This window comes from Vibrio sp. V12_P9A6T4 (assembly GCF_963874835.1).
Lineage (GTDB): Bacteria > Pseudomonadota > Gammaproteobacteria > Enterobacterales > Vibrionaceae > Vibrio > Vibrio anguillarum.
The window spans coordinates 1-4,946 of record NZ_CAWNJO010000121.1 but is presented as its reverse complement, the minus strand read 5'-3'; the positions used below and the strand labels follow the sequence as shown (position 1 = coordinate 4,946).

Sequence of the window (4,946 nt, the reverse complement as noted above, 5' to 3'; positions counted from 1 at the left end):
CGTTAAGGGGCAGCCAACGCCACTGCCAAGCTTCCGCATAACACCATAATCACAAAAAACCAACGCATAATAAAAATGCCACGCGTTGGCTGTCCCTCTTGAACGCTTTGTTATGCATATCTAATCAGTGCATCAAATGCTCTTTTAATAGGGTCTGGGATTTCAGATACATCAAGATGGCGACCAATGATTTCTCCCCAATCAAAGCTTTTATTTGGCCAGTCGTCAATTCTTTCTGCACTGTTTATGGCAACTAACTTTTGACGAATTAAGCTCCTCAACTTAGGCGCAAATTTTTGGTTAGCTTGCAAAGTGTGCCCTTGTTGCGCCATCGGAATTGCATCGATAATACTTATAATATCTTGCTCTGTGATTTCAATTTCTTCACCATACACTTCACGCACTATCTGCGGCCATAGGCCAGTAGGTAACGAATCTTCTAGGTCTTGCTTACCTACAACAAATGTTTGTTCATCTTCCTGCTTGTTTGTGTCAGCATCAAAGATATATATAGATAAATCGTCTCGCTTAGCAAAACCGTCAATTAAACTATCTAACAAATCGTTTGCTACATCTTCGTTGGTACACCCTTTTAAGTTTATCAACTGAATATTATTTTCACGCAGTGTGCAACCTGTATACTTGTGGTAGAGCAACGGGATTAAAGCTTGCTCGGTATTACCTTCTACAACAAGGAATTTATTGAAAAACAGGAAGTCACTATTCAATACACCCAATGTATCGAAAATATCCCCTACCTCCGCTATAGCTCCTATTTTGGTATAACTATTTTCAATTTTGAAAGTATTTATGTCTTCTAGCTTAGAGGCATTAACGAAAATCGTACTATGAGTGCTAACCAATATTTGAAAATGTTGTTCCGATAATAAGCGAAGCGTGTTGATAAACTCTCTTTGAGCTCTCGGATGCAAGTGCGTTTCGGGCTCATCAAAACACCAGACATACCTTTTATTAGTTTCTGTTGCTTGTTCTGCTTGTAGCCTAAGCAATGCAAACCAAATTTGACGTTTTATGCCTTCGCCTTGGTTATCAATATGCACACTTTCTTCAGAACTGTCTTTACCTACAAACAAGTCTGTAAGTTGATTTTTTAACTCAAAGTTTACGCTGGCGCTGATACTCTTAATACTTGGAACCTCATTCTGAATACCCAACTCTTCAAGTTTTTGGTTAATCTTTGTCTGTGCTCGTGTTCGTAGCATACCTGAAATTTTCTTGGCTCGGGTAACCTCGGCTTCAATAGAGTCAGATAAGATAGCATTAGCCGCTTTAGTTATACCCTCTAGTGACTCGTTCCAGCTCAAGTAAGCGTACTCAGGGAAAGCTGCCTGTAAGTCTTGCTTCCACTTCTTATATTTAGCGTCATCGCTGAACTTAACAAACTTATACGAACAAGAAACTGTATTTAGTATCGAACGCATTTTTTCATAAATTGTATGGCGTCCTTCACCATTATCATTAATGAGGTTCTGTTCCTCTGGATTATAAGTCGTCATAGCTGTATTGACTTGAGCTTGAGTCGAGCTGTAAATACTAGCTAAGCTCTGCTCATCCGGATGGTAATGAGAGTAATATATTTCAGTTACCCCTGTATCTGCGTTTATAACCCTAGCTTTATAAAAGTACCTATACTGGTCATCCATCAATTTTGCAGATTCCAGCACCCACTTTAGGTGGTTAGATATATCTTCAGCGTCTTTATCAAAATCTTCAATTTGAAACTTACCAATGCATACAATGAACTTTTGTTGATGATCTTCTGTTAGCTCAAATAGCTCAGGCAGTCCTTGCTCAAGTAAATAAGCATTAATTTCAGTTTTAGTTAATGCAGTATGCGATAAATCATTTTTTTCGGTTTTATCATTTGGGATAGACACTGAAAAAGACTGCTCTAACAACAGTCTTGCCGAGTTCAATGATGTTGTTTTACCACAATCATTCTCTCCAATTAGCACTGTTGGAGAAACGGACTTAATTTCAAGTGCCGTTTTTTGAGCACTTTTATAATTTATAGCAATGACTTCTTTGAGTAACATTTTATTTATTCCCTAGACCACCGAAGTTAAATTTTTGCGATATGCATAACGCCCGCTTAAGGGGCTGACAACGCTACTACCAAGCTTCCGCATAACACTGAAACCACCAAAGTCAACGCATAATAAAAATGCCGCGCGTTGGAAGTCCCTCTTGAAGCGTTTGTTATGTGTTTGAACTTAAAGGGATCTCCATTTCAATCAACCCTTTGACTTCAGTTGTTCTAACAAAGCCTTTGGACTCATACAGGCTGATTGCTGGGTTTTCACTAAACACGCGCAAAACTAGCTTAGTGGATTGTCTTTTAAGTGCATGTCTAACAACTAATTCGAGACACTTTGCCCCAATTCCTCTGCCCTGAAACTCAGGCAAAATTTGAAAGTCCCTCAAGAATGTAGTATCGCCACTATAGCTAAAACGGAGAACACCAACACGAGCTTGGTCTAGATGGACTTCGTAATTATCTAATTCTTCCCAACTACTTAGAAACTGATTGTGATCCCAGATTATTCCACGAGTTTGATAGTAACTTGCCATATTTGACTCGGTTAAAGATTCTGCGAATAAGGAGTCACTACCTACTTTTAGCTGTACTTCCATGCATTTTCCTCTGGTTACACATAACGCCCTGTTAAGGGGTGAGCAACGCAATACTGAAGCCACTGCAAACCACCTTAATCACTTTAAACCGACGCATAGTAAAAATGCCACGCGTTGCGAATCCCTCTTAAACAGATTGTTATGTGCGTAGTTTCCAAATGTTACTACTATCTTTTTCAACCAAGCCGTCTTTCTCGAGACGCATTAGGTAAGTTATAACCGTAGAGGGAGCCAAACCTAGTTCACTAGCAATCCCCCTTGCCGAATAACTACCTTTACCTATTGTATCCAAAATATCCATCATTCGAGCCGGCATGGTTTCCTTGGTAATAGTTTTAGCCAATTCTGATTTTGCTCGTTCAAGATCTTCCTGGGATAACTTTGCGCCACGTTTGTTAATAGAGGCAAAAATTTCGTCCATTTGATGATCCACCTTCTCTTTTAAGTTGTTCGCCTGAAGGTAATGATTCTGGTCATCGAAGTCGCTTGGGGCATATAAAACAATATTTTTGAAATATAGAACAAAGAAAAATAACAGTACTATCGCCATAGGAAACGCCATGACAAAGTAAACAAAAATTGCTTGAATCTCTAATGGTAGCTTCACCAAAGCAACTGTGGCTAATGTTTCAGCTACACCTGCAAAAATGGCTATTATTGTCAATGGGTTACTTACTTTCATAACTCTCCAATTTAATTTTGACACCAAGCACATAACGCCCTGTTAAGGTGTGAGCAACGCAATACTGAAGCTGCCGCATACCACCTTAAACACTAAACGCAACGCATAGTAAAAATGCCACGCGTTGCGAATCACTCTTAAACAGTTTGTTATGCCTGTCCTAACACGCGCTCAATAAAAGCTGATTTTTTCCGACGATACTCTTCGTGAGACCAACCTGTACAAGACATTTTCAGCTCATTGTATCGTTGAACTAACTCAGGACTTTTACGGAGTTTGTCTCTAAACCCTACAAAAAAGTCAAATCCCGAACCATTGGCTACAACTTGAAAAGCGACATCCTCACCTGAGCTATTTTCCAGCATGCAAAGCTCCGGAGTTCTTAACGTGTCGGATTTTTCGTTGAAACCTAGAGTAGAAAGTAACTTTACTGCATTCTCTAGTTCCTTGCCGTTAACACCAACAAGTATGTCTAGGTCACCTTTAGATACAGCATTGGGGATAGAGGAAGCTCCAATATGCTCAATAGATGCATCTGGAAGTAAAGCAGCTATCTCAAGTTCGTACTTACGATACAGGTTTTCGCAAGATGCCTGATATTCATTTGCTTTGTAAAACTGCATATTTTCTCCCAAAAGGCATAACGCCCGGCTAAGGGGTTGACAACGCACCACCGAACTCAAAAAACACACTGTAAACACTGAATTTCAATTTTGCACTAAAACCGCCACGCGTTGGCAATCCCTCTTGAGCCGTTTGTTATATGCGGTCATCATTGGAATATGCTTGCGCTACCAACTCACCGCTATTGTCTATGATACAAAGGTACAGCTCTCCACTCAATTTCTTTAAGTCCAATTGATCATTCTGTATCGAGAGCTTAATTCCTAGATTGTTCATACTAACTTCAAGCATTCTCTTCCGCACATTATTTTCAATATTGCTATCGGGAAACGTTATAAATTGATGATCAATTAAGGCCGAATCAACTTTGACAGCATTATAGATATGCGCCATTAAAGACGAATAATCTTTAACCAGTTGCATTCGGTCATTATTGATATTACAAGCCAGCAATTCAACGGTTGAAACCTCTTTAGAACTTATCATACTAAAATAACGCATAGTAACACTTTGAAGCTCAAAGATAGAGTTACTAAATAACACAGATGTATCTTTACAAGCATTATGATAAGAAAAAACTGACAGCGCAGTATAACATTTAAGCATACGATCAATTGATTCAGTTTTTAATTCCATCAATAGCTCTTTTTTATGATGCAATTTCCATTCAGAAAAAACATTGTATGCAATTACAAATGATAGCCCTGAAAAAATAAAACCACCGAAGCTTAAGGTCAATGATAGTAAATCGAAAAATGACTTACTTGGGATACTTTCAAATTCAACAACAACTCGATTAATACCAAACCAACTACCAATTATGATACAAATACAAAATACCAACGTGCATATTATTTTTTGTTTCATATATTATCCATACCCACATGCGCATATAACGCCCGGCTAAGGGGTTGACAACGCACCGCCGAACTCAAAAAAACACACCGTAAACACTGAACTTCAATTTTGCACTAAAGTCGCCACG

Annotated in this window: 5 protein-coding genes; all 5 read right to left on the bottom strand. The window is 38.8% G+C overall.

Features of this window, described 5'->3' with window-relative positions; all coding sequences use genetic code 11:
- Positions 1-110: 110 nt before the first annotated feature.
- The 5 genes from AACQ42_RS16960 to AACQ42_RS16940 all read right to left on the bottom strand — a co-directional run bounded on the left by AACQ42_RS16960 (position 111) and on the right by AACQ42_RS16940 (position 4,828).
- Positions 111-2,057, bottom strand: a complete 1,947-nt coding sequence (locus tag AACQ42_RS16960) for an AAA family ATPase (RefSeq protein WP_094164796.1) — start codon at positions 2,055-2,057, stop codon at positions 111-113.
- 163 nt (positions 2,058-2,220) lie between these two features.
- Positions 2,221-2,655: a GNAT family N-acetyltransferase gene (locus AACQ42_RS16955; protein WP_094164795.1), complete on the bottom strand. Its 435-nt coding sequence runs from the start codon at positions 2,653-2,655 to the stop codon at positions 2,221-2,223.
- Between the two features lie 139 nt (positions 2,656-2,794).
- On the bottom strand, positions 2,795-3,337 hold the full coding sequence (locus AACQ42_RS16950) for a winged helix-turn-helix domain-containing protein (protein WP_074534677.1): 543 nt from the start codon (positions 3,335-3,337) through the stop codon (positions 2,795-2,797).
- A gap of 149 nt (positions 3,338-3,486) precedes the next feature.
- Positions 3,487-3,960 carry a GrpB family protein gene (locus AACQ42_RS16945; RefSeq protein WP_088729540.1) on the bottom strand — a complete coding sequence of 158 codons (474 nt, stop codon included), beginning with the start codon at positions 3,958-3,960 and terminating at the stop codon, positions 3,487-3,489.
- A gap of 136 nt (positions 3,961-4,096) precedes the next feature.
- Positions 4,097-4,828 carry a hypothetical protein gene (locus tag AACQ42_RS16940; protein ID WP_094164794.1) on the bottom strand — a complete coding sequence of 244 codons (732 nt, stop codon included), beginning with the start codon at positions 4,826-4,828 and terminating at the stop codon, positions 4,097-4,099.
- Between the last annotated feature and the right edge of the window lie 118 nt (positions 4,829-4,946).